Genomic DNA, 25,811 nt, shown 5'->3' with positions numbered 1-25,811 from the left:
TCTGTCAGCGCCGGCTCTTTTTTCGAGTTACCCGCCGAGGAAGTCCTGACGGACCTGCTCGTCGTTGAGGAGAACCGTCCCCTCGTCCTCGTAGCGGTTCTGACCCTGGACGAGCACGTAGCCCCGATCACACCGCCGGAGCGCTTCCTTGGCGTTTTGCTCGACCATCAGAATCGCCGTCCCGTCGTCGTTGATGCGGTCGATACGGTCGAACATATCGTCGACGAGGTCCGGGGCCAGCCCGGCGGAGGGCTCGTCGAGCAACAGCAGGTCGGGGTCGAGCATCAGCGCCCGGCCCATGGCGAGCATCTGCTGTTGCCCGCCCGACAGCGTCCCGGCCGACTGGTCGGACCGCTCCCGGAGGATGGGGAACCGCTCGTACACCTCCTCGATGCGGTCCTCTGGGACTTCATCGAGGATGTACGCGCCCATTTCGAGGTTCTCGCGCACGCTCAGCGACCCGAACACGTTGCCGGTCTGGGGGACGTAGCTGATGCCCTCGTAAATGATCTCGTCGGGGTTGCGCCGGCTGATGTCGGTCCCGTCGAAGATGACGTCCCCGCCCATGTACGTCGTCAGGCCGAAGACGGACTTCATCACCGTCGACTTGCCGGCCCCGTTCGGGCCGACGATAACGACGTACTCGCCGTCCGCAACGTCCATGTGGACGTCGCTGAGGACCTGCAGGTCGCCGTAGCCGGCATCGAGGTCCCGGATTGCGAGGAGGCGTTCGCTCGGGTCGGGGAGGGTGACGGTCTCGGACTCCGTCGCGCGCTGGCTCATACGTCACCTCCCAGATACGCCTCGAGTACCCGCTCGTCCGACGTGATAGTCTCGGCGTCCCCTTCGGCGAGGACGCTCCCCTGGTGCATGACGATGATGTGTTCGCAGTTGTTCATGATGACGTCCATGTCGTGTTCGACGAGCAGGAAGGTCAGCCCCTGCTCCCGGCGGAGTTCGTGGATCCGCTCCAGCAGTTTCTCCTCCAGCGTCGGGTTGACGCCGGCCAGCGGTTCGTCTAGCAGAATCATCTCGGGGTCGGTCATCAGGACCCGTGCCATCTCCAGCAGTTTCCGCTGACCGCCCGAGAGATTGCCGGCGTTTTCGTGGGCGAGATGGTCGATCTCGAAGAACTCCAGTGTCTCCCACGCGCGGTCGCGAACGTCCGCTTCGGCTTTGATGACGTCGCCGCGAAGCCCCGGGGTCACCGACCGGACGACTGACTCCCCGACCTGTCCGCCCGGTGCGAGCATCACGTTCTCCAGAACTGTCATGTCGGACAGTTCACGGGCGATCTGGAACGTCCGGACCAGCCCGCGGTTTGCGAGCGTGTACGGCGCGAGTCCGGTGATGTCCTGGCTGTCGAAGGTGACCCGCCCACCGGTCGGCTCGTGAATGCCCGTGATGCAGTTGAACGTTGTCGACTTACCGGCCCCGTTCGGCCCGATGAGACCGGTGAGCGACCCCTCTGCCACGGAGAACGTCGCCCCGTCGACCGCGACGACGCCGCCGAACTCCTTGCGGAGGCCGTCGACTACGAGCAGGGGAGAGTCGATAGCGTCGCTCGTGACGGCCGTCTCCCGTTGCTCTGCGGCCTCGGGTTCACTCATCGGCCTCACCTCCGGACCCGGACTGTGGTCTGTCCAGACTCACACTCGTTGCAGGTTCGTTCCGGTGGCCGAGCAGCCCGTCCGGCTGGTTCTGGATGATGTATATCAGGACGACGCCAATGAGCACGAACCGGAGCGTGCTGACGTTGCTAATGGTGTATGCGAGGAGAGGGAGCGGGTCAAGTGACGCGAATCCGGCGACCGCGTCGACGATGTTGCCGGGTGCGCGAGTGCCGCCCAGCGAGACGTTCTCTCCCAGTCGCGCCGGCAGATAGAACAGCAGTCCGGAGAACGTCGCCGCCCCGACGATGCTGCCGGTGTTGGACCCGGAGCCGCCGATGATGAGGGCCGCGAACACGTAGAACGTGATCGTCGGTCTGAACTGCTGTGGGCTGATGTAACCCGCCTGTCCGCGGAACAGGACACCGGCCAGTCCCATCAGCGCGCAGCCGATCATGAACGTCTTGATTTTGAACTGGCGGGTGTCCTTGCCGAGAGACTGGGTCACGGTCTCGTCCTCGCGGATCGCTTTCAGCACGCGACCGAACGGCGAGTTCGTGATGCGGGCGAGCACCCAGTAGCTCCCGGCCACGACCAGCAGGAGGAGTATCCCGTACGTGAGATTCGCCAGGTTCGGCCCGGAGACGCCGACGCCCTCCGCGGCAGTGACGAGTGGCTGCCCGACGCCGTTGATAAGTGTTGACGCCACCTCGTTCGCGGACTTGAACGAGATGCCGGTCGCGCCGCCGGTGCCGACCGGCACCCCGAACAGCGAGAACTCGGCGAGGCCGCTCCAGTTGACAACGAGTCGGATTATCTCCGAGAACGCGACTGTCACGATAGCGAGGTAGTCCGCTTTCAGTCTGAGCGCCGGGAGCGCCGCGAGACCGCCGACGATAGCGGCCATAACCATACCGCCGATGAGGCCGACCCACAGCGGGAGGCCGAGCCCAGGGACCGCCCCGGCGGCCGGGTCAGTTGGTGCAGTGAGAACCGCCGTGGTGTACGCGCCAACGGCCATGAACCCCGCAATGCCGATGTTGAACAGGCCAGTGTACCCCCACTGGAGATTCAGTGCCAGCGCGAGGATTGCGTAGCCGCCGATGAGTACGGTCACGCTGCCGATGAAGCCGGCGGCGAGGTTCGCCCAGTTCGCCCCGCCGACAGCGATTGCCAGCACGAGCATCACGGCCCAGATACTGGCGATGAAGCCGACAACCAGCCCCACGTCCGGAAGCGCGTCCAGACGGTCTCGAACAGTGTCAACAGTACTCATGCGGTCGACACCCCCCCGAAGATGCCGGACGGGCGCAACAGCAAGACGACGATGAGTACCAGGAACGCGGAGGCCCGCGTCAGCCCGGACGGCAGCCAGATAAGGGCCAGGCTATCGACCAGCCCGATGAGGATCCCACCGGCCATCGCCCCGTATATCGAGCCGATACCGCCGACGATGACAGCGGCAAAGATGAGCAGGAGCAGAATCCAGCCGAAGTTGAACGATATCGTGCCGCTTTCCAGCACGAGCAGGTAGCCACCGATGCCCGCCAGACCGCCGCCGAGAATCCAGGTGAGCCGGATCACGCGTTCGGTCGGAATCCCGGTCACGCGTGCGAGGTCCTCGTTGTCGGCCATCGCCCGCATCGCCTTGCCGAGCTTCGTCCGTTGGAGCAGCAGGTGGACGCCAAGCATCAACAGGAGCGACACCACCAGCAGGGTGATTTCGTTGTCGGTGACCGAGATCATCGAGAACACCGTCACTCGGAACCCGCCGCTTGCGACCCCGCTGGTCTGCGTGCCAAAGACGAACGCGATGAGGTATCGCAATGCGAGTGCGACACCGATTGACGCGATCAGCAAGGAGATGTTGTCCGTATCGCGCATGGGGCGATAGGTGAGTCGGTCGATGAGTAACACGATACCGATTGACCCGACCCCGGCGACGACGAGACCGAGAAGCACCGGAGCGAACGTCGAAACGGTGCTCAACTGCCGTCCAGAGTTGAGCATGAACAGTTCTGCGATCGGGGCTCCGGTCCCGAGACCGGCGGTGATGTACGCGGCGACCCACCCCAGGAACGCCCCCACCGTCACTGTGTCCCCGTGTGCGAAGTTGGCGAAGTCGAGGATACTGTACGTCATCGACAGGCCGATTCCGGCGAGGCCGACCGCCAGTCCGACGAGCAGTCCGTCCACCACCATCGAGAGCAACGAGCCCACGGTGAGGGACCCCCCCAGTAACCTGGTCCCGAGGAAGAACACGGTTGTCCCAGCGAGCTTTGCAACTAAATCCAGCAAGAGGAAGCCACTTACGGCGGCCACCACTGCTGCCCCCGGCCGGTCACCCATCACCACGCGGCCGTCTCTTGCGAACTCAGCAATTCCCATAGGTTACCGTTCGTTGGACCCTCCTGTCTAAATAACCCACCGGAAATTCGTGCGAAATAACCGTGTAGAAGCCAGGACACCGCTGTCAAAACAGGAATCGCCCCCTCCCATGGTCGCGTGTCGAGCGAGAGACTAGTGATACCACGGTACAGACTGGCGAATAGCGCCACTTCGAACCCAGTGCGGATCACGAATTCGAGCGCCCGCACGGCGCGCGACACCGGTTTCGGTCACCACTGCTTCGAGTCGTACCCGTCTCGAGAAATCACCGGACTCCGGCCGGATACTGGCTGAGAACGGTGCTATTCACAGCGCTTTTATGCGGTCCATCGATGATATACGACAGATGGTACGCCTGGTCGTCGCCAGTCTCGTGCTGGTTCTCCTGCTGGGGAGCGGTGCCGCGCCGCTGGCGATGTCACAGCCGGCCGACGAGAGCGTCGGCGTCCAGACGCCCGATAGGTTCGACCGGACGACGTTCCAGGTCACACTGTATCAGAACGGGTCAGCCGAGTGGGCAATCGTCCACAGGACTCCACTGGTAAACGATTCTGAGCAGGAGTTTGAGGAGTTCGCCGAGGCGTTCGAGCAGACGGAGCAACCGCTGTACCAGAATTTCGTCGAGCAGTCGACGCTGCTGACACAGTACGGGACGAACGTGACTGACCGGAACATGAGTGCGACCGACTACAAGCGGTCGGCATCGGTCGACCCGCTCCAGAACACCGGCACGGTTCGGATGTCGTTCCGCTGGCATAACTTCGCTGTCGTCGAGGGCGACTCCGTCGTGGTCAGCGACGTGTTCGACGGCGGGTTCTACATCGGGTCGAGCCAGTCGTTCGTCTTCGAGCGCGGCCCCGAACTGGCATTCGTCAATGTCAAGCCGGAACCTGACTCACAGAGTACCCCGGACTCGCTCGAAAACAGCGAGAGCGTTACGTGGAACGGCGAGCAGTCGTTCAACGACCGCCGGCCCTACGTGGAACTGCAACCGCGCGAAACCGGCCAGAGCGCCGGTACGGAGCAGCGCACCACGGCGGGCGGTGACACATCTGACGAGGCTGCCAGCGGGCCGTCGTGGATGCTCCCGGCCGCTGTCGTCGTTGTCATCATCGTCGCCGGCGGTGCGGCCGCGTGGCGGTCCGGCGCACTGGGACAGGTCCTGGGAACCGACGACGACGAACCGCCCGCTGCGTCACCGTCGGGCGCTACGGATGCGGAGCAGTCGTCGACGGCTCCGCCGGGCGAGACGGCGGCGGCCGCCGACACAGCAGACGAACCGGCCGTCCCCGACGAGGAACTGCTCACCGACAGCGACCGCGTCCGCAAACTGCTGGAGGAGAACGGCGGCAGAATGAAGCAGGTCGACATCGTCGACAGTACCGACTGGTCGAAGTCGAAGGTCAGCATGCTCCTCTCGGACATGGAGGACGACGGCGACATCTCGAAGCTCAGAGTCGGCCGCGAGAACATCATCAGCCTCGCCGGTCAGGAGCCCGACGCCGCTGGCTCACCGTTCGACGACGAGTGAGACCGCCGGCTGTACGTCTGTACAGAACTCTCCCACTGTGAATACCGTGCCATAGTTACAGCCAACAGTATGAGGAACCAACACAGGGCGGGGCCGAAACGCAATGATTATACGTATCTCCTCGCTACGAATTTGTGTACGCTCCGTTGGTGTAGTCCGGCCAATCATATCACCCTCTCACGGTGATGACTAGGGTTCAAATCCCTGACGGAGCATTTCTCTCCGATTCGACGGATACACAGTCACCACGTTCTGTGACCGACAGTATTTGTGTCTCCCAGTCCAACCGGGCGGTATGCGCGTCGCGGTAGTCACCGTCGGAGACGAACTGCTCAGTGGCGAGACGGTCAACACGAACGCCGCGTGGCTGGGACAACAGCTCGCGCAGCGTGGCGTCACTGTCGGCCGGACGACGGTCGTCCCCGACGAGATATCGGATATCGCCCGCGTGGTCAACGAGTACCATGCGGAGTTCGACGCCGTCATCGTCACCGGCGGCCTTGGACCGACACACGACGACAAAACCATCGAGGCCGTCGCCGCGGCGTTCGGCCGGGACGTCGTCGAGAGCGAGGACGCCATCGCGTGGCTGGAGGAACACGGCGGCTACACGCGCGAGGATCTGACCGACGGAACCGGCGAGGTGCCGGAGGGGTCCCGCGTGCTGCCCAATCACGAGGGCGTCGCCCCCGGCTGTGTCGTCGAGAGCTGTTACGTCTTGCCGGGCGTGCCGGCCGAGATGAAGCGGATGTTCGAGGAGATTGCGGGCGAGTTCGCCGGCGAGCAGCGGTACGTTCGCACCGTCGACGCCGATGAGCCCGAGAGCGCGCTGCTGGATCGACTGGCGGAGGTACAGGAGCAGTTCCCGGTCAAGGTCGGAAGCTATCCCGGCGACCACGTAACCGTCCGGTTCGAGGGGACAGAGGAGGAGCTAGTCGAGGACGCGGCCGCGTGGTTCGGCGAACGCGTCGAGTCACCGACGGCGGAGTGACTACCGGTAGAGGTGGTTCAGCCAGAGAAACGTCAGGAGCAGGCCACCGAGCGTGATGACCGCGCCGGACGCGTTGATGATCCCTGTCTGAACGCCGCTCTGGAGTAGGACTGACATAGCTGTGCGTTCTTCGTGGGGTGGCTTGAAAGGCACGCTCCCGGGTCCCTTTTGCCGCGGGGTCGCGTAGTGACGGCGAATGCGACGAATCGGTGTCGTGGTCAACCCCATCGCCGGGATGGGCGGCCGCGTCGGCCTCAAGGGCACTGACGGGAAAGTCGCGGAGGCGCGCCGCCGCGGCGCGGAGCAACGCGCACCGGACCGCGCACGGACGGCGCTGGAGTCACTCGCCGATGTGGGGACGGACGTGAAACTGCTTACCTACGGCGACCCGATGGGGGAGGGTATCGCTCGTGTGGCGGGGTTCGACCCGACGGTGGTCGGCTCCCCGGCGACTCCCGACGAGACGACCAACGAGGACACCCGAGCTGCGGTCCGGGCGTTCGCCGAGGCGGATGTGGACGCGATCCTGTTCGTCGGCGGCGACGGCACAGCCGTCGACGTGGCGACGACCCTCGACGAACTGGATGCCGACATCCCGATTCTGGGCGTCCCGGCGGGCGTCAAGGTGTACTCCTCCGTGTTTGGCGTGTCGCCGCGCGCGGCCGGGCGCATTGTGGCCCGCTTCTCCGAGACGGAGCGCGCGGAGGTCAACGATATCGACGAGGACGCCTTCAGAGGCGGGGAAGTGGTCACTGAACTCCGGGCCGTCGCGGAGGTGCCCGTCGCCGACCAGCGCCAGTCCGCCAAGCAACTGGGCGGCGGCAGCGTCGAATCACTTGCCGAGAGTGTCGCCAACGCCGTCGAACCGGGCGTCACGTACGTCCTCGGACCAGGGAGCACTGTCGGCGCTATCAAGGAACAGCTCGGGTTCGACGGGACGACGCTCGGCGTGGACGTGTGGCGCGACGGAGAGGTGCTTGCTCGCGACGCCGCCGAATCTGACATTCTCGACGCCCTTGGCGACCGAAACGTCATCGTCGTCTCGCCCATCGGCGGCCAGGGGTTCGTGTTCGGCCGGGGGAACCAGCAGCTATCGCCGGCGGTCATCAGGCAGTGTGACCTCGAAGTCGTCGCCTCCCGCCGGAAACTGGACGGTATCGGCACGCTCCGCGTCGACACCGGCGACCCGGACCTCGACGAGGAACTGCGCGGCTGGCTGCGGGTCCGCGTCGGCCGTCACGAGCGTCGACTCGTCGAAGTCGTCTAATCCCTCTGTGGCCTCCCCAGCCGAGAGACGCAAGCCATGATATATCGGCTCCGGTATTTTATCATGTATAGTCAAGATTAAGGTATCTCACGCCCCACAAAGGACATATGGAAACCCGGAAAGTCCAGCGATTGGGGCCGTCGACGCTCGCGATGACGTTGCCGGCGGAGTGGGCCAGTGCGCACGACGTCGAAAAGGGCGACGAGGTGTCGCTACGGATGGGCGGCAAAGGCACGCTGACAGTCATGCCCGAGTCCGTCCAGACCGAGGAATCAGAGGCTATCATCCACGCAGAGAATCTCGATGCCGCGTCTGTCGAGCGGGCTATCGTCGCACAGTACGTGCTCGGCCGGCGCGTCATCCACGTCGAAGCCCCGGAGGGCGAGACGCTGGAATCCTCTCACATCAACGCCGTCTACAACGCCGAAACCCAGCTGATGGGCCTCGGCGTCATCGAGGAGACGCCCGACCGGATCGCGATTCGCTGCTCCGTCGACCCGGAGGACTTCACGCTGAACAACCTTCTCGAACGGCTGGAATCCACCGGCTCGACGATGCGAAACGAGGCGGTGAAATCCCTCGCCCACGGCAACCCTGACCTCGCCCAGCGGGCGCTCAACCGCGAGCGACAGGCCAACAAGATATTCGTTCTCCTGCTACGGCTCATCTTCACGGCCTACCAGAACCCCAACCTCGCGCGGGCCATCGGCCTCAACGACGGCTTCCCACTCATCGGCTACCGCTCGATTGCGAAGAACCTCGAACTGACGGCGGACAACGCCGAGGACATCGCCGAAATCGCGCTGGAGACCGAGGACCACTCCCTCAACGTCGACAGTTCGACGATGCGCCGCATCCGCGAGTTCACCGACCAGGTCAACGATATCACCGAACTCGCGGTCCAGGCGGCCGTCGACCGCAACTACGACACCGCGATTCAGGTCCGAGAGCTGTACAAGGACATCGGCGACAAGGAACACGAGATCCTCGACGACCTGCCGGAGATGGACAACGAGGCGCTGCTGGAAGTGCGTGAAGTGCTCGTCAGCCTCCAGCAGACGGCCGAGTTCGCGGTCCGGAGCGCCGAGATCGCGACGAACCTCGCGCTCAACGAGGAGTCCGAACACACGACCATCGAATAGCGCTTTCGACACCAGCCCGAATGAACTAAGTGGGCAACACCGAAAGCCTCGTACATGAGTTCCAAGGCGTCCAAAAGCGACATGGGGATGGGCCTGGCCCTGCTGTTCGGGCTCGTCTCGGTCGGCGCGGCCGTGGCCACGGCAACGAACAGCTACAACTACGCGATTCTACACGCACAGGAGCTTGAGACCGGCAATCTTCTTGTGACGTCCGGCGGCGCGTTCGGGCTCGCGATGCTGGCCGCGGCCGTGGCTATCGTGGCGATTCACGCCTACGACGCCTGACGCCTGGTATCAGCGGAGAGACTGTGAAGGGAACCGTTAAAAACGCTGAGACCTATTCTCTAGTATGGCCGATTACAGCGAGGAAGACCGACGCATTCTCGAATATCTCCGGGACAGCGTCTCGCGTGGGGAGAGCTACTTCCGCGCGAAGAACATCGCTGAGCAGCTCGGCCTCTCGTCGAAGCAAGTGGGAGCGCGGCTGCCACGCTTAGCTGAGGAGGCCGACGAAGTCGAGATCGAAAAGTGGGGACGGGCACGGTCGACGACGTGGCGCGTCACACCGACGGGATAGCCGCTGCCGGGTTTTACAGCGGTATCGAGGCGAAAGCCCACCCGTTTACGGGTGGGATGAAGCCGACAACTGGGAACCAGTCCACGAGAGTGAGCTATCCCGGAGTTTTATATTAAACCAGAATGTAAGCATGACCACACCGAGGCGGTCTTGCCGCCCTGTTAAACGGATAATATCGGGATTCGGGCCACACTACGTCTGAAGGAATTTCCTTCCGGCCGCTGGCTGTGGATTCCGAAACGCACGGTAACTCTGAATCCCATGCCGGGATAGGAGTAACGGCGGCTTGGCCCCGCCAGGAGTCCCGTCATGCCGACTGGACTGCAAACCTGAAACTCCCAACCTAGCGGTGCGGTGCCGTGGGAATCCCACCGGCTTCAGCCGTGGGAGGAGGTCAAGCACTGCGACAATCGGTGGATTCATCGGCCAGTAGTCCTGAGTACCTTCCATGACTGTCCGGGCCGAGCGAACGATGACTGTGCCGGCCACACCGGAGCGTGTCTGGGAATTCATCACTGACCCGGATAAACGGGCCCGGCCGATCAGCGTCGTCACAGACTGGGAAGTCATCGACGACACACACGCGAACTGGTCGATAGAACTCCCGATTCCGGTTGTCAACCAGACGATGACGGTGAAAACCGAGGACGTCGAACAGCGCCGCCCGGAGTACGCCCGCTTCATCGGTCGCTCGAAGGTGATGACCGTCCAGGGCGAACACGAACTCGAAGAGACGGCCGACGGCGGCACGAAACTGACCAACCGGTTCATCGTCGACGGCAAGCTCCCGGGCGTCGAGCGGTTCTTCAAGCGGAACCTCGACGACGAGATGCAGAACCTCGAACAGGCGCTGCGGGACGACCTCGAAGTCGAAGCATGAGACTCACGCTTGCCCAGATAGACGTGTCGTCGGACTCGGTGACTGAGAACGTCGGCCGCGCGACGACCGCCATCAGGGACGCGGCCGCGGACGGCGCGGACCTCGTCGTGCTCCCGGAACTGTTCAACGTCGGCTACTTCGCGTTCGACCGCTACGCCCGCGAAGCAGAGGGGCTGGAGGGCGAGACACTCACCCGAATCCGCGGCGTCGCCGCGGACAACGACGTGGCGGTGCTCGCCGGAAGTATCGTCGAGGACCTCGAAGCCAGCGCCGACAGCGGCTTCGACACGCCGGCTCCGGAGGGGATGGCGAACACCGCCGTGTTCTTCGACCGCGACGGGGAGCGACAGGCGGTGTACCGCAAACATCACCTGTTCGGCTACGACTCGGCGGAGTCCCAACTGCTCGAAGCCGGCCGGAGGATTCCGACCCTCGACTTCGAGGGGTTCACCGTCGGCATTACCACCTGCTACGACCTCCGGTTCCCGGAGCTGTACCGCCATCTCGTCGACGAGGGGGTGACGCTGACGCTCGTCCCGAGCGCGTGGCCCTATCCCCGCGTCGAGCACTGGAAGCTGTTCGGCCGCGCTCGGGCCGTCGAAAACCAGCTGTACGTCGCCGCCGCGAACGGCGTCGGACAGTTCGAGGACGCGGAACTGCTGGGTCGGTCGACGGTGTACGACCCGTGGGGAACGACGCTCGCAAGCGCCGACGACCACCCGGCACTGGTAACTGCCACTCTCGACCCGGCTCGCGTCGACCAGGTCCGCGAGGAGTTCCCGGCGCTTGCGGACCGCCGGACGGACTGGCCGTAACTGCAGTCGCTGTTTTACAAAAAGCGGTTTTTGAGCGTTCGCCGTCGTTATGCCGCTTTCAGGACGAGTACGACCCGTATGGCTTCGCGAATCAGGGTCCTCGCTGTCGTCGGTCTCCTCCTCCTTGCCGGCTGTACCGGTATGGGTGGGAGCGGCGATGCGGGCGAGGCACAGGGCGGCGGTGACGGCGCACAGATGTCCAGCGGCGACGGCGGGTCGAATCAGCCCGAAGCGGCTGATTCGGGCGCAAATTCGGCTGATAGCGGGAACGTCCAGGCCAGCAACGCCATGACCGACCGGGCCATCATCCGCAACGGTCGGATGGTGGTCGAAGTGGAGAACTACTCCACGACAGCCGACGCGATTGCCGCCTGGGCGCGCACATCCGGCGGGTACGTGAGCGACTCCAACCGCGAACTCCACCGGGACGACGGCGAGACGTGGTACACCGGCTACATCGTGGTCAGAGTGCCAAGCGAGGAGTACGAACCGACGCAGTCGATGGTGAGCGAGCAGGGGACGGTCCGCTCCGAGGAGACGACGACGAAAGACGTGACCGACAAACTGGTCGACCTCGAAGCGCGGCTGACCAACCTCCGGGAGCGTCGCGACCGACTGCGGACCTTCTACGAGCGAGCCAACAGCACGGAGGAACTGCTCCGCATCGAGGAGGAACTGTCGTCGGTCCAGAACGACATCGAACGCCTCGAAGCCCAGAAGCGCTCGCTCGAACAGCGGGTCGCCTACTCGACGCTGCGCGTCGAGATTCACGAGCCAGCGCCGGCACCGTCGGCCCAGCAGGTGCCGTACCACGAGCGGTCGCTGGTCGCCGCGTTCCTCTCGTCAGTGAATGACGTGTACGTGTTCACCCGTGGCCTGCTGGTGACTGCGGCGAGTCTCGCGCCGTGGCTCGTTGTCCTCGCCGTCCCAGTCGTCGGTGGCCGGCGGCTCCTTCGCGGTCGGTCGCTCCCGCTGCTGGGTCGACGTGGCGCGTCGGAACCAGCCACAGACGACGGCGACGGTGTTGGCGGAGGAAACGACCCACAGCAGGAACCCGCTGCGGAATCGGACACGGAGTCGCCCGACAAGGACGCGTAGCCGGAACCGAACACCGGGCCTTTTTTGCGTGTGCACTCGCTACGAGTAGCTGCCGGCAAGGCGCTTTTCACGTCGATGCCGGCGCTAACGCCCGTCTCGCTGCTCGGCCACTCGGCGTCGCTCGTCCGCCAAGGCTGTCCGGACAGCCTTTTCACTCCTCTCCCGGAGTCGATCCTTTCGCCTCTCCTCGTCTTTCCGATACTATCGATCTAAAACGGCCACTCAGCAGCTACTGCGACGAAGATGCCCTGCGAGCTACCGCGTCCGTTCCCGCTCCAGCGCTTCACGGAAGTGTTCTGGCGTGATCTCCACTTCATCGGCGTTCTCGGTGGCCTCTTCCGGCCCGTAGGCGGACGCCACCTCTCGAATGGCCAGCATCGACGCTTCGCGGACGACGGCCTCCAGTTCTGCACCCGAGAAACCGTCGGTCTCCTCGGCGAGCTCCCCGATATCGGCACCCTCAGCGAGTGGCTTTCCGTCGGTGTGGACGGCGAGAATCTCCTCGCGGGCGTCACGGTCGGGGTTCGGGACCTCGACGTGCTGTTCGAGGCGACCCGGCCGCAGCAGCGCATCGTCGATCATATCCCGGCGGTTGGTCGCGGCCAACACGACCAGATTGGGGTTCTCCGTGATGCCGTCCAGTTCTGCGAGCAGTTGGGAGACGACGCGCTCGGTGACCTCGTTGCCCTGCCCCCGGTGGCTGGCGATGGCGTCGATCTCGTCGAGGAAGATGATGCTCGGCGCGGTCTGGCGGGCGCGCTCGAACAGTTCCCGGACCGCTTCCTCGCTCTCGCCGACGTAGCGGTCCATGATTTCGGGGCCGGCGACGTGGATGAAGTTCACGTCGCTCTCGCCGGCGACGGCCCGAGCGAGCAGGGTTTTGCCGGTCCCCGGTGGGCCGTACAGCAGGATGCCGCTCGGCGGGTCGGTGTTAGTCGCGGTGAACAGTTCGCTGTACGAGAGCGGCCACTCGATGGCCTCCGTCAGCGTCTGTTTGACCTCGGACAGCCCGCCCACGTCGTCGAAGGTCGCCGTCGGCGACTCGGCGACGTACTCCCGCATCGCGCTGGGGTCGACGGTGGCGAGCGCGGTCTCGAAGTCGTCCTGGTGGACGTCGCCGTCGTCGCGGTCGGCCCGGAGCGCGGCCATCGCGGCCTCGGTGGTCAGCGACGCGAGGTCAGCGCCGACGAAGCCGTGGGTCTGTGCGGCGATGCGGTCGAGGTCCACGTCCTCGTGCAGCGGCATGTCCCGCGTGTGGACATCCATAATCTCACGGCGGCCGTGCTCGCCGGGCACGCCGATCTCGATTTCGCGGTCGAAGCGTCCGCCCCGGCGTAGCGCCGGGTCGATGGCGTCGACGCGGTTCGTCGCCCCGATGACGACGACCCGGCCCCGGTCTTCGAGGCCGTCCATCAGCGTGAGCAACTGGGCGACGACCCGGTTCTCCATGTCGGCGTCCTCGTCGCGAGAGCCGGCGATGGAGTCGATTTCGTCGACGAAGAGGATAGCCGGCGCGTTCGCCTCCGCCGTCTCGAAGGCCTCCCGGAGCCGCTCCTCGCTCTCGCCCTTGTACTTGGAGACGATTTCGGGGCCGGAGATAGTGTCGAAGTAGGCGTCGACCTCGTTTGCCACCGCTCGCGCGATGAGGGTCTTCCCCGTCCCGGGCGGGCCGTGGAGCAATACGCCGCTGGGCGGGTCGATACCCAGGCGGCGGAACTCCTCGGGTTCGGAGAGGGGCATCTCTATCATCTCGCGGATGCGATCCAGTTCCTCGTCGAGGCCGCCGATGTCCTCGTAGCTTACCCCCGATTCCGTCTCGGCGGTCGGTGTGCTCGCCGTTGTTGCCTCACCGGACGACGACTGGCTCGCGTCGCTACCGCCGTCGAGGCCCGGCAGTACAGTCACTGCCGTCGTGCCGGTGACGCGAACCGGCCCCGAGGGAGAGGTCTTGCGAACGAGGAACGTTCCCAGCCCTTCGATGTGGGTCCGCTCGTCGGCCTGAATGATCTGGTCGACCAGCCGCTTCCTGACCAGACTCTCGTAGTCCTCGCTGCCCGGTATCGGTTCGACCGGCTGGATGGCTATTTCGGTCGCCTCAGAGACCGACCCACTCGTCACCGTCACCGTGTCGCCGATGTTGACGCCGGCGTTCGCTCTGGTGTCTGAATCGATGCGGACGAAGGAGCCGTCTTCGTCGTCATCTGGCCAGACCTTCACTACAGTCTTGTCCTCGCCCTCAATGATAACAGGTGAGCCACTCAAGACGCGTAGCTCGCTGCGTGCCGAATCTGGCAGTCGTGCGATACCGCGCCCGGCGTCGCGCTTGTTCGCACCCTCGACGGTGAGTTCGACACCGGCGTCAGTGGACCCGCTCATGCCGCCTTCTTGCAATCCGACTCCCTTGAGGGTTCCCGTTGTGTTGCGGGAAAATAATATACGGTCGGCCGTCGGATCTTCAGGTATGGTTGTCCAAACCGAGCGAGACGAGGTCACCTGGTACAAGTGCGAGACCTGTGGCCTGATGTTCGACGACCAGAGCGACGCGCGCCAGCACGAGGAGAACTGTGACGACGAAGACCCGTCCTACATCCAGTAGCGGTCCTCGACCCCACAATCACGCGTCACCTTACCACCGGTATTACGCTTCGACGATCTCGAAGCTCCGCTCGCCGAGTTCGTCCTCCTCGAAGACGAACACGCGGCCGTTCGTTACGTCGTAGTCCACGTCTACTTCCGTCCGCATCTGATTGTCTCGGACCGTGACGCCGGGGAACAGTTCGTCCTCCTCGCCGTCGTCGAGGATGACCCGTCCGACGCCTGTCTCTTCGAGAATATCGTCATGTGTGCGGAGGTCGTTGACGTACACGAGGATGCCCGACGTCTCCGTCTCGTCGGTAATCAGGACGTGTGTGTCTTTTCCCGGCGCAGTCTGGATACTCCCTTCGACCGCCGTTGGGACGCCGTGATAGAACGCCTGGCGGCCGTCGAGGTACTCCACGACGACGCCGTCCTCGGTCAACTCGACCGAGACGGTGTCCGGTGCGATGTCCGACCGGTTGCTCATACCGTCAGTTCCGGCGGCGCGCTCAAAAGTGACGCGTTGTCCGTTTCGACCGAGCGGTCGGTTTCCAACCCCATCGGACGGGGTGCGAAAGGGACTAGTGACTCGCCTGTCTCCGTCTCAACATGACGAAGACCCTCGTCGTCGGACTCGACGGAGCGAGCTGGGAACTGCTCGACCCGTGGATCGAGACCGGCGAGCTCCCGAACCTGGCCGCGCTGCGGGACACCGGCACTTGGGCGGGGACGCGAAGCTGTCTGCCGCCGGTGACGTTCCCGAACTGGAAGTGCTACTCCTCGGGCAAGGACCCCGGCGGGTTCGGCGTCTTCTGGTTCGAGAACGTCGACCTCGACGCGGGCGAAATCACCGTGATGAACGGCGGCGACTACGACACCGCCGAACTCTGGGACTACCTCAACGACGAGGGGCAATCGGCCGGCGTGGTCAACATGCCGACGATGTACCCCCCGCGGGACATCGACGACCTTGTCGTCGCCGGCGGCCCGGACGCCGTCGAGGGGGAGTACCGGTCGATTAGCTCCGGCTACACCTCGCCGCCGGAACTGGCCGAGGAACTGGAATCCCGGTTCGACTACAGCGTCCACCCGGACCCGCTGCTGTCCTCGAACGACGAGCGCGGCGCGGAGGTCGAGGCCATTCTGGACCTGCTAGAGAAGCGCTTCGAGGTTGCCACGACACTCATGGACGAACGGGATCTCGATTTCGTCCATGTGACGCTGTTCTATCTGAACGTCCTGCATCACTTCTTCTGGGACGACGAGCCGAGCCTGCGCGCGTGGCAGCTCGTCGACGAGTGGGTCGGCCGGCTCGACGACCGCGAGGACCTGAACCTGGTGTTGATGTCCGACCACGGCTGTGACGCGACCCAGACGGAGTTCTACATCAACGAGTGGCTGGCCGAGAACGGCTACCAGGTCCGGGATACGAGCGTCGACGCCGTACTCACTCGAATCGGGCTCGACCGCGAGAACCTGCTCGCAGTCGCAAAGCGCGCCGGGCTGGTCGACACGCTCGCTCGCGTCGTTCCGGAGTCCATCCAGCAACTCGTCCCGCAGCGCGACGGCGTCAAACGGGACCGCAAACTCGAAGCCATCGACTTGGAGCAGACAAAGGTCGTCGCCAGCGGACAGGGGCCGGTGTACGTCAACCCCCGATTCGACGTGGAATCGGTCCGTGAGTCGCTCATGGCTGACCTCCGCGAGGTGGAAGACGAGCACGGCCCGCTGTTCACTGACGTGTATAGGGGCGAAGACGTGTACAACGGCCCCTACGTCGACGCCGGCCCGGAGGTCGTCGTCGACCAGCGCCCGGGCGTCCACGTCAACGACGGCATCGGCGGCGGGGCCATCCAGAGCGGCCCCGACCGCTGGGCGGCCGAGAACACGCCCTACGGAATCTTCGCCGCCAGCGGGCCGGACTTCGAACCACAGGGCGAACTCGACCGTATCAGCATTCTCGACATCGCGCCGACGGTGCTGGCCGCCCACGGCTGTGCTGTCCCGACTGATATGCGCGGCGAGGTGCTCCCGGTGTTCCCCCAGGACCCCGCTGTCGGCGAGCGTGCCCCACTCAGTATCGAGGACGCCCTCGGAAGCGACGACGGCGACGCCGTCGAAGACCGGCTGAAACAACTGGGATACATGGAGTAGGTCCGTCTGTGAGTTCGACCGGCGTTCAAATGAGTGAACCCAATGGGATAAGTAGCCGCTCCCGATACACACCGGTATGGTTAGCATCGATCTGAACAACAGCCAGCGAACAATGCTTACGACGCTGGTAAACAGGTATCAACAGACCGGTGAGGCAGTTACCGGCGAGACAATCGCTGAGGAGATCGACCGGAACCCCGGAACGGTACGGAACCAGATGCAGAGTCTGACCTCGCTGGGACTCGTCGAAGGTATTCCCGGCCCGACCGGCGGGTACAAGCCGACGTCCGAGGCCTTCGACGCAATCGACCGCCAGCAGATAGACGAGGCCGAGAGCGTCGTCGTCGCCCACGACTACGAGCGTGTCGACGTCACCGTCGAGGAAATCAACTTCACGAACGTCCACGACCCGGAGAAGTGCCGCGCCCGGTTCCACCTCCAGAGCTCGGTGCAGGACTTCAGCGAGGGACAGGCCGTCATTCTCGGACCCACGCCGATTTCGAAGCTAGTCGTCGCCGGGACGGTTGTCGCTGTCGACGAATCCAACAGCGAAATCCTCCTCGACGTCGCGAAGATCGAAGCGCCTGTGGAAGAACCGGAGAAATAAGCGGTCCGTGCGGCCACGCGGCGTACCGTAGCTCTTTCAGGGGTCGACGCGGTCGATCCACAGCGTCGGCGTCTCTATCTCGTCTTCGGTGGGGAGGGTGTCCGGCGAGTCCCAGACGCGCCCGGCCGCAGCGACGCCGCGGGCGTCGGCGACCGTGTCGAAGAACGCCTTCCCGCGTTCGTACTGCTGGCGCTTCATCCCGAGGCCGAGCAGCCGGCGCATGAGCGACGCGATGGGGCCACGCCCCTGCCGGCGCTCGTCGACTTTCCGGCGCAGGTCGTCGTACTCGTCGTCGAAGGCCCGGTCCATCAGCAGTTCCGCGTACCCTTCGACGGCGGTCATCGTCGTGTCGAGTTCACCAAGCGTCGTCCGGTCGATGTTGCCGTCGGTGAGGTTGTCGATGGCGTCCTCCATCGCCGTTTCGAGGTGGTCGGAGAGCCACGGGGCCGCGCCGAACTCCGCCGCGTGCGTGACCTCGTGGAACGCGATCCAGCGGCGGAAGCGATCCCGCTCGACGTTCAACTCGTCGGCGACCCGGTGGATGTTGGGGCGCACGAAGTACAGCGCGTGAGCGTCGTTATCCGCGAGCAAGACGGGGTCGTACTGACCCAAGACGTTGTTCCCCAGAAACGAGAGCGCAACGGCCATCGACCCGGTGTTGACCACGCGGGCGATGCCGGGGATGTACTCGGCCTGCTGTTCGATCGGTTCCATCACGCGGCTGAAGGTGGCGACGTTGGCGTCGATCCAGTGGTGGCGGTTCTGGATCTCGACGGTTTCGGGCAGGTCAAAGGCGAGTTCGCCGACCTCCCGGACGCGATCTCTGGCGTCCCGGACGTCGGTGGCGTAGCCGTCGCGTTCGGGCGTCTCGACGGTGAGGTCGCCCGTGTCCGTCGCGCCCTTCGCGGCGTCGGCGACGGCACTCCAGTCGATGGGGCCGTCGCCGGTCGCGCCGGCGACAGCCTGAACGCTGTGGTATATTCCCATACGTCTGAAATGTGGCGGGAGAAAATAGGCCTTCTCCCTGTGAAAACGACCACCGGCGTTCGGTTCGTGGCCTTGCTGTGGAGTGGGACGCTGTCCCTTACAGGGCTTCGTCGCTGTCGTCGCCGTCTGACCCACCGAGGTACAGACGCAGGACGACCGCGACGAGCGCGACGGCACCGAGTACCGCGAGCGCGAAGCGACCGACGTTACGGCCACCGTCACCCTCAACGTCCGTCTCGTCGCTCTGCTCGTCCGTCCGGGACCGCGACCACCGTGATTTGCGCTCCGATTCGTCGTCATCGTCGGTGGAACTGAACGGGGCGTTGGCAGTGAACTCCGCGCCGTCGAGATGCAGTTCGAGGAGAGTGAATTCGGCCATACTGACAGTTCGACGCCGCGACTCTTAGCCGTGGCGGTCCCAGAGCCACGGTGGGACGGTCCCAGACCGCGTGCCGTCCGCTGTTTTCATGACCACAGAGCGATTATCCCGCATATGGACACACGACGACGCGAATTCTTGGAATCGCTTCTGACGACGCCCGGCCCGTCGGGGTACGAGGCCGACAGCCAGCGGGTGTGGCTCGACTACGTCAGCGAGTTCGCTGACGAGGTCCGAACGGACGACTACGGCAACGCCGTCGCGAAGGTCGAAGGTGGCGACACGACCGTCGCGCTCGCGGGCCACGGCGACGAGATCGGCTTCATCGTCCGGGACCTCACCGACGACGGCTTCGTCAAACTGGGCCGCATCGGCGGCTCGGACAAGACCGTCTCGCGCGGGCAACACGTCACCATTCACACAGCCGACGGGCCGGTATCGGGCGTCGTGGGACAGACTGCGATTCACCTCCGGGACCCGGACGACGACTCCGTGCCGGAGATCGCCGAACAGCACGTCGACGTGGGGGCCGAGGACGGCGACGAGGTAGAATCACTCGTCGACCGCGGCGACCCGGTGACGTTCGTCCAGACGCTGAGCGAACTGGAGAACGGCCGCCTCGCGGCCCGGGGAATGGACAACCGTATCGGCATCTGGGCGGCCGCTGAGGGGCTTCGGCGCGCGGCGGAGGCCGATGCAGAGGCGACAGTGTACGCCGTCTCCACGGTGCAGGAGGAGGTCGGCGTCCAGGGGGCGAAGATGGTCGGGTTCGATCTCGCGCCGGACGTCGCTATCGCCGTTGACGTGACCCACGCGACGGACTCGCCGGGTTCGCCGGGGAAGGCCGCGACGGGAGTCGAACTCGGCGCGGGGCCGGTCGTTGCTCGCGGGAGCGCGAACCATCCGGTCGCCGTCGACGCTCTCCGAGAGACCGGCAAGGAGGAGGACATCGACATTCAGTTGCAGGCGACGGGCAGCAGGACCGGGACCGACGCGGACGCCTTCTACACCTCCCGCGGTGGGATTCCGTCGGCCAACGTCGGCCTGCCGAACCGCTACATGCACACGCCGGTCGAGGTCATCGACCCCGACGACCTCGACGCGCTCGCGGACCTGCTGGCCGGCTTCGCTGTCCGAGCGGCCGACCGAGCGCCCTTTAGCGTCGACGTGTAGGGAGTCGGGGCTGTCTCGCGCGCGCCACCACACAAACGGTACGTTTAAGCGGCCGTCACTATCCAAACCGTACATGAGTGGACGACCGCTGGATGTACTCGAAGCGTCCCTCGGTGAGACAGTCACCGTACAGCTGAAGGGTGGCGAAATCTTCGAAGGGGAACTCACCGGCTACGATCAACACATGAACCTCGTCGTCGAGGATGAAGACACAACGATTATACGCGGCGATAACGTCGTCTCAATTACTCCATGACTGGCGCAGGAACTCCGAGTCAGGGCAAGAAAAACACCACGACGCACACGAAGTGTCGACGGTGTGGTGAAAAGTCGTATCACACGAAAAAGAAGGTCTGCTCGTCGTGCGGTTTCGGCAAGTCGGCCAAGCGGCGTGACTACGAGTGGCAGTCGAAAGCAGGCGAATAACACACTCAACACAAATGCACGAGAAGTGCGGCGTTGTTGGCATCTCTTTGGAGGACCGTGACGCCGCCCGACCGCTTTACTACTCCTTGTACGCGCTCCAGCATCGCGGTCAGGAATCAGCCGGTATCGTCACCCACGACGGGTTCCAGCAGTACAGCCACGTCGAGATGGGCCTCGTCGGTGACGCGTTCGACCCCGGCGACCTGGAATCGCTCAACGGGTCGAACGGCATCGGCCACGTCCGATACCCGACCGCCGGGAGCGTCAACGCCTGCTGTGCCCAGCCGTTCTCCGTCTCGTTCAAGTCGGGGTCGCTGGGGCTGTCCCACAACGGGAACCTCGTCAACGCCGACGAGATCGGCGACGAACTGGCCGACCTCGGCCACGCCTTCACGTCCGACGGCGACACCGAGGTCATCGCCCACGACCTCGCGCGTAATCTCTTAGAGGAGGACCTGGTTCGGGCTGTCAAGCGGACGATGAACCGTATCCACGGGTCGTACTCGCTGACGATTATGCACGACGAGACGGTACTCGGCGTGCGCGACCCGCAGGGGAACCGACCGCTGTGCATCGGCGAACTCGAGGACGGCTACGTCCTCGCCTCCGAGTCGGCCGCCATCGACACGCTCGACGGCGACCTCATCCGGGACGTCAAGCCCGGCGAACTCGTCGTCCTGCACGCCGACGGGACCGGCTTCGACACCTACCAGCTCGTCGAGCCGGAGAACACGGCTCACTGTTTCTTCGAACACGTCTACTTCGCGCGGCCGGACTCGACCATCGACGAGAACCTCGTCTACGAGGTCCGGCGCGAACTGGGCCGCAAACTCTGGGGAGAGTCCGGCGTCGAATCGGACGTGGTGTTGCCGGTCCCCGACTCCGGACGCGCCTTCGCCTCCGGCTACGCCGAAGCCGCACAGGACGACGACTCGGACATCGAGTTCGCCGAGGGGCTGATGAAAAACCGGTACGTCGGCCGGACCTTCATCATGCCGACTCAGGACGAACGCGAGCGGGCCGTCCGGCTGAAGCTCAACCCCATCAAGTCGACCATCGAGGGGAAAAGCGTCACCATCATCGACGACTCTATCGTCCGCGGGACCACCTCGACGCAACTGATTCAGTTGCTGAAAGACGCCGGTGCCGAGGAGGTCCACGTCCGCATCGGCGCGCCGCCCATCGTCGCCCCGTGCTACATGGGCATCGACATGGCCTCCCGCGACGAACTCATCGCCGGGAACCAGTCCGTCGAGGAAATCCGTGAGGAAATCGAGGCGGACTCGCTGTCGTATCTCTCTATCGATGCCATCGCGGAGACGCTGGACAAGAGCCAGGCGGACCTCTGTCTCGGCTGTGTCACGGGCGAGTATCCCTACGATATCGAAGGTGAGGCGACCGACCGCGACGTTGCCCGCCCGGATATCGGCACGCAGTCGCGCCCGGCTGACGACTAGCGTCGTCGGTTCGGGATGGCACCACATTTTTGCGCAGTCCGAGCGAGCAGTCGTCCATGCCAGGGCCGTCCTTCCTCGCAACCGACCGAACCGCCCTCCGGTCCCCGGAGCGAGACGACCTCGACTGGATACAGCGCGTCTTCCACGACGAGAAGGTCTGGGGGCTGGGTACGTACGCCCGTCCGCCGACCGCCGACCAGATGGAGACCTACTACGAAGAGACGCTTTCCGACGAGGACTCGGTCCATCTACTGGTCTGTATCGACCCGGATGGGAGTCCGGGCCCAGTCGGGGACCGAACCGAGCCGGTCGGCCTCGTCGCCATGACGGACCACGACCCGGAGCGGGGCACAGCCGAACTGGCCTACTGGCTCGACCCGGACGCCTGGGGCCAGGGGTACGCCACCGAGGCGGCGGGCCGGCTGGTCCAGTACGGCTTCGACCAGCGGGCGCTCCGGAAGTGGTCGGCGAAGATCGTGGGCGGAAACGACCGCTCCGTCGCGGTGGTCGAACGACTGGGATTCACCAAGGAAGGGACACACCGAGCGGAGTGGTATCTCGACGGCGCGTGGCGCGATCTGCTGTGGTTCGGCCTGCTCCGAACAGAGAGCGACTGATAGTGAGTATTGCGACTGGTTGCCGCTCCGACCGCACGCTGTCGTGCGGTCGATGTGGTACTGACTCGCAATAATCACTATGACGTTACCAGACCAGATACAGCATCGCGTAGACGGCGATACCCATCGAGAAGGAGATCAGCCACAGCCCCGCGGCCAGCTTCCCGGCTCGCGGATGGTTCGTCGACGACAGTTCCGGGACGGGGTACGTGTAGGCTAGCAGCAGGACGTAGTACACCGCCGGGATGGCGATGATGGCAAGCAGGATGTGGATAGCGAGGAAGGGGAGATAGAAGTAGGTCTCGACGACCGACGGGCCGGTGAAGTCCGTCGGTCCGACAAGCGTTATCCGGTAGAGGTACAGGACGAGAAACAGAGCGAACAGGCCGAACGAGGAGAGCATCAGCTTCCGGTGTCGGGCGACGTCCCCGCGGCGAATCGCCCGGACACCGCCGACGATTGTTCCGATAGCGAGGGCGCTGACCACGGCGTTGGCGTGGGGGATCGCCCCGAGAACGCTCGCGGGCGCAGCCGGGAGAGCGGACTGTGGGATCGCCCCGAGAACGGCCCCGAACACGAGCGCGAGCGACACGACCGTCAACAGACCAGTGAGTGCTGGCACGCGATACCGAGCCTGAAGATCCATACCACAACTCCGGACTGGACGCAAAATACGGTTTCGAGTCACGTACGGCGAGGCGGGGTCGCTACGTGGTTTTCGCTGCCGGTCGCTCGACGTCGGTTACGTCCAGCCGGACCCGTCCCGTCGAGTCGTTGGAGAGGGCGGTTTCCCAGCCGTGACCGTGTGCGATTTCCCGGATCACGGCGAGGTGGAGCCCGACCCCTTCGTCACTGGAGGCGTAGTAGAGTTCAAACGGTTTCTCGTTTCCCGTCTCCAACGGGGTGCCGTCGTGTTCGAGGGCGAACCCGTCGACCGTGTCCGTGATGGTTATTTTTTCGGTATTGCCCTGCTCCGTCGCGAACCGGAAGAAGTTCTCCGCGAGCTGACACAGTCGGCCACTATCGGCCAGTATCGTCTCGGTACAGTCGATTTCGATGGTCGACCCGTCGGTGTCGACCGTCGTCCAGGCGTCCGCCATCACGTCGGAGAGTGTTACCGGCTCGACGGTGTACTGTCGGCCGCCCTGACGGGCGATTTCCATGAGGTCGTCGATGAGAAACGACATGCGGGTGTGGCTGCGCTGGATGGCGTCGAACTCCTCGGCGGCGTGTTCCGCGGCTAGCAGTTCGACTCGTCCCATCGCCGCCTGGAGCGGGTTCCGGAGTTCGTGTGAGATGATCTGTGCGAGCTCTCGGAGCCGCTCTTTCTGCCGTTCCAGTTCCGTCGTCCGCTGCTGGAGTGCGTCTTTCGTCTGGCTCGCGTCGATAGCCAGCGCGATGTTGTGGCCGACCTCCCGGAACGTGTCCTGTTCTTCCGTGTCGAAGACATCGACGCGGTCGGCGTACACTCCGAGGACGCCGTACGACGTCCCATCGTACACCAGTGGGACAGCGAGAACTCGGGCGCAGTCCGTTTCCAGTGCGTCTGTGTCATTTGCGAACGTTGCTGGGTCGATATCCGCAACGACCAGTCGGTCCTCCGACTCGGCGCGGCACAACGGCTCCGGCACGGTGATGGAGACACGGTCACGCTGTGAACCCAGCGCTCGAACGACCGGCCTGTCGTGCTGACAGGTCACCGTACAGGCCTCGCTGTATCTGGTCGTGCCCGCCAGAACCGCCGTGACGTCGCGTTCGATATCCACCCGCGACTGTGAGCGGACGAGCGCTTGATTGACCAGCCGGACGGCCTCGTTGAGCTGTTTTCGCTTGTTCGCCCGCTGACGGGCCGGGCTGGAAGCGACGGCGGCATCGACCCGCGCCAAGAGCCGCTGGTGAGCGTCGCTCACTGTGCTCGGAACGTAGCCGAACACGTCGCGGCTGTAGGCCTCGCGGGCGATGTCGCCGTTTGCCACCTCGGCAAAGAGGACGACCGGGAGTTCGGGGTGATTTCGTTGCAGTCGATCAATAAGGGTCAACCCACCGAGATACTGTGTCCCGTCCGGGTTCTCCACTTCGCAGTTCGTGACGACACAGTCCGTGTCGTAGTCGCCGAGCGCACACTCCAGATCACGAACACCGTCGAACTCGTGGACGGTGAGATCACTGTCCCGGAGCATCGAAATCGCGGCCCTGTCCTGGCTCGGACTACGGACAAACAGGACGGTGGGCTGTGACTTCATCACCCTTCCGAGGAGACACACGCATAAAGAAGTTACACCACGAAACACTCCATTGTTGACACCTCTACCATCTCAGCGACGCTATTGCCCATTTCAGGGGACGATTTATACACACGGTACCGTATCTTTTGATGATGGCACAACCGGGGCTGGAAATCCATCGGACCCAGTCGGCAGTCATCGATGCGATACAATCTCTTATCGACAGTGCCGACGAGAGCCTCACGGTTGCGGTCCCGAAATCGTCCCTCCCGGAGTTTGTCCCGCAACTCAGCGCCGCTATCGAGCGGGATGTGCTGGTACTGTTACTGGTCCACGGCGATGCGACGGCACCGACGCCCGCATACGAGGACATCGCAACGGCGGTCAGGACAATCGAGAGCGGTATTACCCCACTGCTCGTGACCGCAGATATCCAGCGCGGACTCACTGGGCATTCCGGACTGCTGACCGACTCGATAGCAGAATATCAGGCGACCGAGTTCGACAACGAGAACCTCGCTCACGACGAATTCGCGATGTTCCTCGGCTCCCACTGGCTGATGGGGACGGAACACTACATCGCTAGCGTGTGTGCGTTCCCGCGGACGTTCTCCGCGTTCCAGTTCGCCGTACTCATGGCGGCGCTGGCGTTGCGCGCGGGGACGCCGATCACTGCTCGCGCTCGGGTCATCTCGACTGCGGACCGGACGGAGACGACGATATCGGGACCGGTGATAAACGTCCGGCAGAGCGTCGTCTATCCCGCATCGAGCACGAACCCGGCCGAACGGTCACTCACTATCGAGACCGATGCCGGACCGGTCACTGTCGGCGGGGCCGGTGCGACGAAGGAAGCCTATGAGTGTCGCGAGATCACGTTGGACAGGGCTGACGACGAATAACGCAGCGA

General features: G+C 64.4%; 28 protein-coding genes and 1 tRNA gene. 19 read left to right on the top strand and 10 right to left on the bottom strand.

Annotated features, from left to right (window positions below; translation table 11 throughout):
- Window positions 1-27: 27 nt before the first annotated feature.
- Genes VI340_RS06570 through VI340_RS06555 form a run of 4 tightly spaced genes read right to left on the bottom strand, consistent with a single transcriptional unit; the run spans window position 28 to window position 3,998 of the window.
- Window positions 28-783 (bottom strand): ABC transporter ATP-binding protein, encoded by a 756-nt coding sequence (locus VI340_RS06570; RefSeq protein ID WP_336330464.1) that lies wholly within the window; start codon window positions 781-783, stop codon window positions 28-30.
- Complete coding sequence (locus VI340_RS06565) at window positions 780-1,610, bottom strand: ABC transporter ATP-binding protein (protein WP_336358045.1); 831 nt, start codon at window positions 1,608-1,610, stop codon at window positions 780-782. Before VI340_RS06565 ends, VI340_RS06570 begins: the two co-directional genes overlap by 4 nt.
- Complete coding sequence (locus tag VI340_RS06560) at window positions 1,603-2,886, bottom strand: branched-chain amino acid ABC transporter permease (RefSeq protein ID WP_336330466.1); 1,284 nt, start codon at window positions 2,884-2,886, stop codon at window positions 1,603-1,605. Before VI340_RS06560 ends, VI340_RS06565 begins: the two co-directional genes overlap by 8 nt.
- On the bottom strand, window positions 2,883-3,998 hold the full coding sequence (locus VI340_RS06555) for a branched-chain amino acid ABC transporter permease (RefSeq protein ID WP_336358044.1): 1,116 nt from the start codon (window positions 3,996-3,998) through the stop codon (window positions 2,883-2,885). Before VI340_RS06555 ends, VI340_RS06560 begins: the two co-directional genes overlap by 4 nt.
- Before the next feature lie 319 nt (window positions 3,999-4,317).
- Between VI340_RS06555 and VI340_RS06550 the strand changes: the two genes are divergently transcribed.
- From VI340_RS06550 to VI340_RS06505, 10 genes are all read left to right on the top strand, one after another.
- A complete protein-coding gene (locus tag VI340_RS06550) occupies window positions 4,318-5,529 on the top strand; it encodes a helix-turn-helix transcriptional regulator (protein ID WP_336330467.1) in 1,212 nt (403 codons plus the stop codon).
- A 140-nt stretch (window positions 5,530-5,669) separates the two neighbouring features.
- Window positions 5,670-5,744 (top strand) — tRNA-Glu (locus tag VI340_RS06545).
- Window positions 5,745-5,824: 80 nt separating this feature from the next.
- Entirely contained in the window at window positions 5,825-6,520 is a 696-nt protein-coding gene (locus VI340_RS06540; RefSeq protein WP_008309260.1) for a competence/damage-inducible protein A, read from the top strand.
- A gap of 196 nt (window positions 6,521-6,716) precedes the next feature.
- Window positions 6,717-7,787, top strand: coding sequence for an ATP-NAD kinase family protein (locus tag VI340_RS06535; protein ID WP_336358043.1), 1,071 nt, complete (start codon window positions 6,717-6,719; stop codon window positions 7,785-7,787).
- A gap of 107 nt (window positions 7,788-7,894) precedes the next feature.
- Window positions 7,895-8,929, top strand: a complete 1,035-nt coding sequence (locus tag VI340_RS06530) for a phosphate signaling complex PhoU family protein (RefSeq protein WP_004961528.1) — start codon at window positions 7,895-7,897, stop codon at window positions 8,927-8,929.
- Window positions 8,930-8,983: 54 nt separating this feature from the next.
- On the top strand, window positions 8,984-9,214 hold the full coding sequence (locus VI340_RS06525; RefSeq protein WP_239642279.1) for a DUF7525 family protein: 231 nt from the start codon (window positions 8,984-8,986) through the stop codon (window positions 9,212-9,214).
- A 64-nt stretch (window positions 9,215-9,278) separates the two neighbouring features.
- Window positions 9,279-9,506 carry a DUF7123 family protein gene (locus tag VI340_RS06520; protein ID WP_004592831.1) on the top strand — a complete coding sequence of 76 codons (228 nt, stop codon included), beginning with the start codon at window positions 9,279-9,281 and terminating at the stop codon, window positions 9,504-9,506.
- A gap of 448 nt (window positions 9,507-9,954) precedes the next feature.
- A complete protein-coding gene (locus VI340_RS06515; protein WP_336330470.1) occupies window positions 9,955-10,386 on the top strand; it encodes an SRPBCC family protein in 432 nt (143 codons plus the stop codon).
- Entirely contained in the window at window positions 10,383-11,201 is an 819-nt protein-coding gene (locus tag VI340_RS06510; protein ID WP_336358042.1) for a carbon-nitrogen family hydrolase, read from the top strand. Before VI340_RS06515 ends, VI340_RS06510 begins: the two co-directional genes overlap by 4 nt.
- A 78-nt stretch (window positions 11,202-11,279) precedes the next feature.
- The gene (locus tag VI340_RS06505; protein ID WP_336358041.1) at window positions 11,280-12,299 is read left to right on the top strand and encodes a DUF4349 domain-containing protein; all 1,020 of its coding nucleotides are present in this window, start codon (window positions 11,280-11,282) and stop codon (window positions 12,297-12,299) included.
- 255 nt (window positions 12,300-12,554) lie between these two features.
- On the opposite strand, the gene VI340_RS06500 is transcribed toward VI340_RS06505, so the two are convergent.
- The gene (locus VI340_RS06500; protein ID WP_008309275.1) at window positions 12,555-14,675 is read right to left on the bottom strand and encodes a CDC48 family AAA ATPase; all 2,121 of its coding nucleotides are present in this window, start codon (window positions 14,673-14,675) and stop codon (window positions 12,555-12,557) included.
- An 85-nt stretch (window positions 14,676-14,760) separates the two neighbouring features.
- On the opposite strand from VI340_RS06500, the gene VI340_RS06495 reads away from it, so the two are divergent.
- Complete coding sequence (locus VI340_RS06495) at window positions 14,761-14,895, top strand: DUF7128 family protein (RefSeq protein WP_004517924.1); 135 nt, start codon at window positions 14,761-14,763, stop codon at window positions 14,893-14,895.
- Between the two features lie 42 nt (window positions 14,896-14,937).
- Here VI340_RS06495 and VI340_RS06490 read toward each other — a convergent pair whose 3' ends face one another.
- Window positions 14,938-15,363: a DUF5796 family protein gene (locus VI340_RS06490; protein ID WP_050038025.1), complete on the bottom strand. Its 426-nt coding sequence runs from the start codon at window positions 15,361-15,363 to the stop codon at window positions 14,938-14,940.
- Between the two features lie 122 nt (window positions 15,364-15,485).
- Between VI340_RS06490 and VI340_RS06485 the strand changes: the two genes are divergently transcribed.
- Together VI340_RS06485 and VI340_RS06480 are read left to right on the top strand one after the other, a co-directional pair.
- Window positions 15,486-17,030, top strand: coding sequence for an alkaline phosphatase family protein (locus VI340_RS06485; RefSeq protein WP_336358040.1), 1,545 nt, complete (start codon window positions 15,486-15,488; stop codon window positions 17,028-17,030).
- A 76-nt stretch (window positions 17,031-17,106) separates the two neighbouring features.
- Window positions 17,107-17,637 (top strand): Rrf2 family transcriptional regulator, encoded by a 531-nt coding sequence (locus VI340_RS06480; RefSeq protein WP_023843253.1) that lies wholly within the window; start codon window positions 17,107-17,109, stop codon window positions 17,635-17,637.
- 36 nt (window positions 17,638-17,673) lie between these two features.
- Here the strand turns inward: VI340_RS06480 and VI340_RS06475 are convergent, their stop codons facing one another.
- Together VI340_RS06475 and VI340_RS06470 are read right to left on the bottom strand one after the other, a co-directional pair.
- Window positions 17,674-18,624 carry a zinc-dependent metalloprotease gene (locus VI340_RS06475; RefSeq protein WP_008309283.1) on the bottom strand — a complete coding sequence of 317 codons (951 nt, stop codon included), beginning with the start codon at window positions 18,622-18,624 and terminating at the stop codon, window positions 17,674-17,676.
- 97 nt (window positions 18,625-18,721) lie between these two features.
- Complete coding sequence (locus VI340_RS06470) at window positions 18,722-19,003, bottom strand: hypothetical protein (protein ID WP_008309284.1); 282 nt, start codon at window positions 19,001-19,003, stop codon at window positions 18,722-18,724.
- 114 nt (window positions 19,004-19,117) lie between these two features.
- Here VI340_RS06470 and VI340_RS06465 point away from each other — a divergent pair, with 114 nt between their 5' ends.
- The 5 genes from VI340_RS06465 (at window position 19,118) to VI340_RS06445 (ending at window position 22,676) form a co-directional block, all read left to right on the top strand.
- On the top strand, window positions 19,118-20,176 hold the full coding sequence (locus tag VI340_RS06465; protein ID WP_336358039.1) for a M20/M25/M40 family metallo-hydrolase: 1,059 nt from the start codon (window positions 19,118-19,120) through the stop codon (window positions 20,174-20,176).
- A 73-nt stretch (window positions 20,177-20,249) separates the two neighbouring features.
- Window positions 20,250-20,432: an LSM domain-containing protein gene (locus VI340_RS06460; RefSeq protein WP_004592851.1), complete on the top strand. Its 183-nt coding sequence runs from the start codon at window positions 20,250-20,252 to the stop codon at window positions 20,430-20,432.
- The gene (locus tag VI340_RS06455) at window positions 20,429-20,602 is read left to right on the top strand and encodes a 50S ribosomal protein L37e (RefSeq protein ID WP_004517916.1); all 174 of its coding nucleotides are present in this window, start codon (window positions 20,429-20,431) and stop codon (window positions 20,600-20,602) included. Before VI340_RS06460 ends, VI340_RS06455 begins: the two co-directional genes overlap by 4 nt.
- A 14-nt stretch (window positions 20,603-20,616) precedes the next feature.
- A complete protein-coding gene (gene purF / locus VI340_RS06450; protein WP_008309291.1) occupies window positions 20,617-22,059 on the top strand; it encodes an amidophosphoribosyltransferase in 1,443 nt (480 codons plus the stop codon).
- 56 nt (window positions 22,060-22,115) lie between these two features.
- Window positions 22,116-22,676: a GNAT family N-acetyltransferase gene (locus VI340_RS06445; RefSeq protein WP_336358038.1), complete on the top strand. Its 561-nt coding sequence runs from the start codon at window positions 22,116-22,118 to the stop codon at window positions 22,674-22,676.
- 85 nt (window positions 22,677-22,761) lie between these two features.
- Here the strand turns inward: VI340_RS06445 and VI340_RS06440 are convergent, their stop codons facing one another.
- Both VI340_RS06440 and VI340_RS06435 read right to left on the bottom strand, forming a co-directional pair.
- Window positions 22,762-23,322 carry a DUF420 domain-containing protein gene (locus tag VI340_RS06440; RefSeq protein WP_336358037.1) on the bottom strand — a complete coding sequence of 187 codons (561 nt, stop codon included), beginning with the start codon at window positions 23,320-23,322 and terminating at the stop codon, window positions 22,762-22,764.
- Window positions 23,323-23,383: 61 nt separating this feature from the next.
- Window positions 23,384-24,919: an ATP-binding response regulator gene (locus VI340_RS06435; protein WP_336358036.1), complete on the bottom strand. Its 1,536-nt coding sequence runs from the start codon at window positions 24,917-24,919 to the stop codon at window positions 23,384-23,386.
- A 131-nt stretch (window positions 24,920-25,050) separates the two neighbouring features.
- On the opposite strand from VI340_RS06435, the gene VI340_RS06430 reads away from it, so the two are divergent.
- Window positions 25,051-25,803 carry a TrmB family transcriptional regulator sugar-binding domain-containing protein gene (locus VI340_RS06430; RefSeq protein ID WP_336358035.1) on the top strand — a complete coding sequence of 251 codons (753 nt, stop codon included), beginning with the start codon at window positions 25,051-25,053 and terminating at the stop codon, window positions 25,801-25,803.
- Window positions 25,804-25,811: the final 8 nt, after the last annotated feature.

It is taken from the genome of Haloarcula sp. CGMCC 1.6347 (assembly GCF_037078395.1).
GTDB lineage: Archaea > Halobacteriota > Halobacteria > Halobacteriales > Haloarculaceae > Haloarcula > Haloarcula amylolytica.
This window is presented reverse-complemented; position numbering and strand designations above follow the sequence as displayed.

Bases quoted from the DNA above. Each gene is read 5' to 3' on its own strand.
- VI340_RS06570 (WP_336330464.1), bottom strand. From the start codon at position 783: ATGAGCCAGCGCGCGACGGAGTCCGAGACCGTCACCCTCCCCGACCCG.
- VI340_RS06565 (WP_336358045.1), bottom strand. From the start codon at position 1,610: ATGAGTGAACCCGAGGCCGCAGAGCAACGGGAGACGGCCGTCACGAGC.
- VI340_RS06560 (WP_336330466.1), bottom strand. From the start codon at position 2,886: ATGAGTACTGTTGACACTGTTCGAGACCGTCTGGACGCGCTTCCGGAC.
- VI340_RS06555 (WP_336358044.1), bottom strand. From the start codon at position 3,998: ATGGGAATTGCTGAGTTCGCAAGAGACGGCCGCGTGGTGATGGGTGAC.
- VI340_RS06550 (WP_336330467.1), top strand. From the start codon at position 4,318: ATGCGGTCCATCGATGATATACGACAGATGGTACGCCTGGTCGTCGCC.
- VI340_RS06540 (WP_008309260.1), top strand. From the start codon at position 5,825: ATGCGCGTCGCGGTAGTCACCGTCGGAGACGAACTGCTCAGTGGCGAG.
- VI340_RS06535 (WP_336358043.1), top strand. From the start codon at position 6,717: ATGCGACGAATCGGTGTCGTGGTCAACCCCATCGCCGGGATGGGCGGC.
- VI340_RS06530 (WP_004961528.1), top strand. From the start codon at position 7,895: ATGGAAACCCGGAAAGTCCAGCGATTGGGGCCGTCGACGCTCGCGATG.
- VI340_RS06525 (WP_239642279.1), top strand. From the start codon at position 8,984: ATGAGTTCCAAGGCGTCCAAAAGCGACATGGGGATGGGCCTGGCCCTG.
- VI340_RS06520 (WP_004592831.1), top strand. From the start codon at position 9,279: ATGGCCGATTACAGCGAGGAAGACCGACGCATTCTCGAATATCTCCGG.
- VI340_RS06515 (WP_336330470.1), top strand. From the start codon at position 9,955: ATGACTGTCCGGGCCGAGCGAACGATGACTGTGCCGGCCACACCGGAG.
- VI340_RS06510 (WP_336358042.1), top strand. From the start codon at position 10,383: ATGAGACTCACGCTTGCCCAGATAGACGTGTCGTCGGACTCGGTGACT.
- VI340_RS06505 (WP_336358041.1), top strand. From the start codon at position 11,280: ATGGCTTCGCGAATCAGGGTCCTCGCTGTCGTCGGTCTCCTCCTCCTT.
- VI340_RS06500 (WP_008309275.1), bottom strand. From the start codon at position 14,675: ATGAGCGGGTCCACTGACGCCGGTGTCGAACTCACCGTCGAGGGTGCG.
- VI340_RS06495 (WP_004517924.1), top strand. From the start codon at position 14,761: ATGGTTGTCCAAACCGAGCGAGACGAGGTCACCTGGTACAAGTGCGAG.
- VI340_RS06490 (WP_050038025.1), bottom strand. From the start codon at position 15,363: ATGAGCAACCGGTCGGACATCGCACCGGACACCGTCTCGGTCGAGTTG.
- VI340_RS06485 (WP_336358040.1), top strand. From the start codon at position 15,486: ATGACGAAGACCCTCGTCGTCGGACTCGACGGAGCGAGCTGGGAACTG.
- VI340_RS06480 (WP_023843253.1), top strand. From the start codon at position 17,107: ATGGTTAGCATCGATCTGAACAACAGCCAGCGAACAATGCTTACGACG.
- VI340_RS06475 (WP_008309283.1), bottom strand. From the start codon at position 18,624: ATGGGAATATACCACAGCGTTCAGGCTGTCGCCGGCGCGACCGGCGAC.
- VI340_RS06470 (WP_008309284.1), bottom strand. From the start codon at position 19,003: ATGGCCGAATTCACTCTCCTCGAACTGCATCTCGACGGCGCGGAGTTC.
- VI340_RS06465 (WP_336358039.1), top strand. From the start codon at position 19,118: ATGGACACACGACGACGCGAATTCTTGGAATCGCTTCTGACGACGCCC.
- VI340_RS06460 (WP_004592851.1), top strand. From the start codon at position 20,250: ATGAGTGGACGACCGCTGGATGTACTCGAAGCGTCCCTCGGTGAGACA.
- VI340_RS06455 (WP_004517916.1), top strand. From the start codon at position 20,429: ATGACTGGCGCAGGAACTCCGAGTCAGGGCAAGAAAAACACCACGACG.
- purF (WP_008309291.1), top strand. From the start codon at position 20,617: ATGCACGAGAAGTGCGGCGTTGTTGGCATCTCTTTGGAGGACCGTGAC.
- VI340_RS06445 (WP_336358038.1), top strand. From the start codon at position 22,116: ATGCCAGGGCCGTCCTTCCTCGCAACCGACCGAACCGCCCTCCGGTCC.
- VI340_RS06440 (WP_336358037.1), bottom strand. From the start codon at position 23,322: ATGGATCTTCAGGCTCGGTATCGCGTGCCAGCACTCACTGGTCTGTTG.
- VI340_RS06435 (WP_336358036.1), bottom strand. From the start codon at position 24,919: ATGAAGTCACAGCCCACCGTCCTGTTTGTCCGTAGTCCGAGCCAGGAC.
- VI340_RS06430 (WP_336358035.1), top strand. From the start codon at position 25,051: ATGATGGCACAACCGGGGCTGGAAATCCATCGGACCCAGTCGGCAGTC.